This window comes from Escherichia sp. 94.0001 (assembly GCF_013369155.2).
GTDB classification, from domain to species: domain Bacteria; phylum Pseudomonadota; class Gammaproteobacteria; order Enterobacterales; family Enterobacteriaceae; genus Escherichia; species Escherichia coli_F.
This window is the reverse complement of sequence record NZ_JABWMS020000120.1, coordinates 1-4,973: the sequence shown is the minus strand read 5'-3', so window position 1 is coordinate 4,973 and position 4,973 is coordinate 1. Positions and strand designations below refer to the sequence as shown.

At 37.8% G+C, this 4,973-nt stretch carries 4 protein-coding genes and 1 pseudogene; all 5 read left to right on the top strand.

The features are described from left to right. Positions 1-931: pseudogene (locus HEN33_RS24145) on the top strand (hypothetical protein); the annotation flags it as partial. A gap of 66 nt (positions 932-997) precedes the next feature. Beyond that, a complete protein-coding gene (locus HEN33_RS24140) occupies positions 998-1,177 on the top strand; it encodes a GhoT/OrtT family toxin (protein ID WP_001301699.1) in 180 nt (59 codons plus the stop codon). A gap of 345 nt (positions 1,178-1,522) precedes the next feature. Next, positions 1,523-2,272: a type III secretion system transcriptional regulator EivF gene (gene eivF / locus HEN33_RS24135; RefSeq protein WP_000568778.1), complete on the top strand. Its 750-nt coding sequence runs from the start codon at positions 1,523-1,525 to the stop codon at positions 2,270-2,272. After that, positions 2,269-3,972, top strand: coding sequence for a type III secretion system outer membrane ring subunit SctC (gene sctC, locus HEN33_RS24130; RefSeq protein ID WP_000694676.1), 1,704 nt, complete (start codon positions 2,269-2,271; stop codon positions 3,970-3,972). Before eivF ends, sctC begins: the two co-directional genes overlap by 4 nt. 4 nt (positions 3,973-3,976) lie before the next feature. Further along, positions 3,977-4,973 (top strand): YopN/LcrE/InvE/MxiC type III secretion system gatekeeper (locus HEN33_RS24125; protein ID WP_183083488.1); only part of this gene is annotated, 997 nt, incomplete at its 3' end.

Here is a 4,973-nt window from a genome sequence, read left to right as displayed (position 1 = left end):
TCCTGTTTACCTCTTTCTCAGGGAGTTTAGTCTCCAGGATTCCCGGGGCGGTTCAATTGCGCTGTTGGTTGCTTATCTGGATAAAGCCAATTTCTATGTTATGGAAGATTCCGGAGCGTGGGAAGAAGATGCCAGATTAAACACATCTTCCGTTGCACTGGTGACCTCTGGACTGGAACGTTTGTCGAACTTACTCTCGAAGAAAGACTCTGTTTTTATCTCTGATTTACTACGCGAAGCTAAAGCTAATGAACTGGATGAACCACTTTCAACAACGAGGTTGAACCACCTCATAGATAAAGGTTATGAAAGAATAACGCTACAGCTTGATTTAGGGGGAGAATCCCCAGGTTATCTGGAAAAAGATAAACATTACAGAGAAGCCGATGCGGCTTTACTTAATGTTATTTATCCTGCAAATCTTTCAAAGATAAATACCAGAAGAAAAGAGCAAGTTCTAAAAATAGTTAAAAAACTAGCAGGTCCGTATGGTATAAAAAGATACGAGAAGGATAATTATCAGTCGGCAAATTTTTGGTTCAATGATATTAAAACCGATACCGATCAAAATTCACATGCAAAAAGAGAAATGAGCTTCATTCCATCAACAGAAGCAGAATGGTTTTTTGACTCATGGTATGCAAAATCAGCAGCAATTGTTTATAAAGAATCAAGAAAAGAAGAGTATTTGAATGACTCAGTGCAATTTATGAATAGATCATTGGCCCAAATAACAGGCGAGAATATGATTGGTGCAAATGGCAGGAGTGTACCTGAAATGGCACTTCCCGAAAGCTATAACTATATCCACAAGTCGGGAACTTTGCATGAAGCGCCAAGCCCTATCATTCCGCTAAATTGGTCGAAAGCTTCAATGACTCTCATGTTGAAAGAGATGTCCAACCTTATCAATGATGAGGGAAATAAATAGTTTTCATAATGAGGCGGTCCTGGATTAAAAGGACCGCTCAAAGAGAAATCGAAAGGGGAGGTAAAAGTGATCAATAAATTACTGTTAGCTTACCTGATAGGCCTGGTTGTGACATCGACTTTAATATTTATCTTCTCGGAAGAAAAAGTAACATATCGGTTGTTTGCTGCAATAATTACAGGTTTAACCTGGCCGCTTAGTCTCATTCCTTCCATTATAAGTCTCATGATTCGTAAATCCGACTAACAAGAAAATTATATGATCGATTAAGAAAAATAGAATCGAACAAGAGAATAAAATATATGCGGGGAGTAACAAAACACTCGCAGTGCGTTAATGAAGAACTAACAAATATGATTTGTATTGAAAATAGTTACCAAACAAGTGTTATAAGAAATACGGGGTGTGTTTAAGTAAAACATATCAACAGTTACAAATCTGTATATGGACAGGATGACGTACAAGTGTAAGTGGCTGATAGCTATTCGCTCATAACAAAATCATTATTTTATAAATAGAAATCATCACTTTTTAATCATGTTTTTATAGCAAGTTTATGGAGAATGAGAATATGGAATAAGGAGATGAAACATGATTGAAGAAGGGCTGTTACTTCCAATGAATGTTTTGCTTCAAGGACAGAAGTTAACCCTACTGGACCCTGAAATGTGGTTCTTACGGGGAAATGAAAACAAGGATGTAACCCTTGTTATTACGATCGGTAATAACCATCAAAAATTAATGGTAGTGGAAGATATATTACTGCTCATTGACCGAAGCCAAATTGAGGTAACTGCAGGGAAAGTAATTTATCATCCACTTCGCATTGATATCCTGAGTAAATTATTAGCTTTTATAGATGAATCAACGGGGAGTGTGGAAAGGGAACACCATGACTTGTTTGCTGATGCCTTGCCCTTTGCATCAGAAGTTGTGCTATTCAGTAAAGTTGCAAGTGAAGCCTGGTTTTTAGCCACTTATCTGAGCAGCGATAATATTAATGAAATTCTGTTTCAGCATCTAAGAAAAACAGAATGCTATAAACTGGTTCGCTATTTATTATCGCAATCGCTCATACAGACTTCACTCTATGATCTTGGTGAGCTTTACGGCGTATCGTATTCACATTTTCGCCGTTTATGTAGTTATGCATTGGGTGGTAAAGTTAAAACGGAATTATGTGGCTGGAGAGTTGCCAGAGCCGTGTTGGAAATCATTGAAGGAAACAGTGATATGACAACTATTGCGCATAAATATGGCTACTCATCCTCATCACACTTTTCAGCCGAAGTAAAAAGCCGGTTAGGAAAAACACCGAGAGAACTATGTAAAAAGTTATGAAAATAAAATTACGTATTACTATTATATTAATTTCAGCCTTATGCATTTTTAATGGATTATTGACTCCTGGTGCATATGCCGCAGCAGCGAATGGATACGTAGCAAATAAAGAAAATCTACGTAGTTTTTTTGAAACGGTTTCATCATATGCGGGTAAGCCTACAATAGTAAGTAAGCTTGCCATGAAGAAACAGATCAGCGGAAATTTTGATTTAACCGAACCCTATGCCTTGATTGAACGCCTGTCGGCGCAGATGGGACTTATTTGGTACGATGATGGCAAAGCTATTTATATCTATGACTCATCAGAGATGCGTAATGCGCTGATTAATCTGAGAAAGGTATCGACGAATGAGTTTAATAATTTTTTAAAAAAATCGGGTCTGTATAACTCTCGTTATGAAATTAAAGGGGGCGGCAATGGTACTTTCTATGTATCGGGGCCACCGGTTTATGTTGACCTGGTCGTTAATGCTGCAAAATTAATGGAGCAAAACAGTGATGGCATTGAGATCGGACGCAATAAAGTAGGTATTATTCACTTGGTCAATACATTCGTTAATGACCGGACTTATGAATTACGGGGCGAAAAGATAGTTATTCCTGGCATGGCAAAAGTACTATCGACGTTGTTAAATAATAACATTAAGCAAAGCACTGGGGTTAACGTACTTTCTGAAATTTCAAGTCGTCAACAACTAAAAAACGTATCACGTATGCCTCCTTTTCCTGGTGCTGAAGAAGATGATGACCTACAAGTAGAGAAAATAATATCGACAGCTGGAGCGCCAGAGACTGACGATATACAAATTATTGCATATCCTGATACCAACAGTTTACTTGTTAAAGGAACAGTATCTCAGGTTGATTTTATCGAGAAGTTAGTAGCTACGCTCGATATTCCAAAGCGACATATTGAATTATCTTTATGGATAATAGATATTGATAAGACTGATCTAGAACAGTTAGGAGCTGACTGGTCGGGCACGATAAAAATTGGATCCAGCCTAAGTGCATCATTTAATAATTCAGGTTCAATTAGTACCCTGGATGGGACACAGTTTATTGCAACAATACAGGCACTTGCGCAAAAAAGAAGAGCCGCCGTTGTTGCTCGTCCTGTCGTTTTAACACAGGAGAATATTCCTGCTATATTTGATAATAACCGTACTTTCTATACTAAATTAGTCGGCGAGCGTACTGCGGAGTTGGATGAAGTAACCTATGGTACGATGATTAGCGTGCTACCACGATTTGCTTCGCGAAATCAAATTGAATTACTCTTGAATATTGAAGATGGCAATGAAATCAATTCCGACAAGACCAATGTTGATGATCTGCCTCAGGTTGGTAGAACGCTTATAAGTACTATTGCGCGCGTGCCTCAAGGGAAAAGTCTTTTGATTGGTGGATATACACGAGATACGAATACCTATGAAAGTCGCAAGATCCCAATATTAGGCAGTATTCCATTTATTGGTAAATTATTTGGATATGAAGGAACAAATGCGAATAACATCGTTCGTGTCTTTCTTATTGAGCCAAGAGAGATCGATGAGCGCATGATGAATAATGCGAATGAGGCTGCGGTTGACGCCAGAGCAATAACACAGCAAATGGCAAAAAATAAAGAAATCAACGATGAATTACTGCAGAAATGGATAAAAACTTACTTGAATCGTGAAGTCGTCGGAGGATAGTGAAATGGCGATTCATGTAGAGCATGTCGGTGTATTAGAAAGAGCCAGAGAAGTTTCTCGCTTAGAGGACATTATCACAGAAGATAATGAAGATATTGAAGCTGAAATGCCTAAAATGGGAGATGATCCCGCCGGTAAAGAAGCTCGATTCTTACAAGCTACTGACGAGATGTCAGCAGCGTTAACGCAGTTTATGAAGAAAAAAATCTACGAAGAACAACTGGCCAACTTTCTGGACGGAGAAGAATATGTCCTGGAAGATCAGCCAATAGAAAAAACCGATAAAGTCATGGAGGCGCTTAAGGCAGCAACTACCCATGACTATGAAGTGTATAGCTTTGCTAAAAAATTATTTCCAGATGAAAGCGATCTGGTGGTTGTATTACGTGCAATTTTACGTAAAAAACAAATATCTGAAAATGTGCGGCTAAACGCTGAAGCATTACTTAGAAAAGTTAATCAAGAGACTACTAAAAAATTCATTAATAGTGGCATTAACTCGGCATTAAAAGCAAAGTTATTTGGCCAGGCGTTGTCATTAAATCCAAAATTACTAAGGGCAAGTTATCGACAATTTTTAATGGCAGAAGACGATGCTGTAGATACTTATGTAGAATGGATTGGTAGTTATGGCTATCAAAATAGAATGCTAGTGACAAAATTTATCAAAGAGACGCTTTTCTCAGATATAAATGCACTTGATGCGAGTTGTTCATCATTGGAATTTGGTATGTTTCTCAATAAGTTGTCACAACTATTGTCTCTTCAGTCGGCAGAGGCTTTATTTCTGAAAACTTTAATGAATAACCCAATAATTAAAAAATTTATTAGCGCAGAAGATTACTGGATATTTTTTCTGATATCGTTAATAAAATTTCCTGAGACTGCAGAGGAACTCCTGAAAAATGCACTGGTAACCCTACCCGCAGATGCTAATTATAAAGACAAAACGTTACTCCTGAAGGCGATTTACAGCGGATGTACAAATCTTCCATTTTCAC

Coding starts and splice junctions, on each gene's coding strand:
- eivF (WP_000568778.1), top strand. CDS start 1,523: ATGATTGAAGAAGGGCTGTTACTTCCAATGAATGTTTTGCTTCAAGGA.
- sctC (WP_000694676.1), top strand. CDS start 2,269: ATGAAAATAAAATTACGTATTACTATTATATTAATTTCAGCCTTATGC.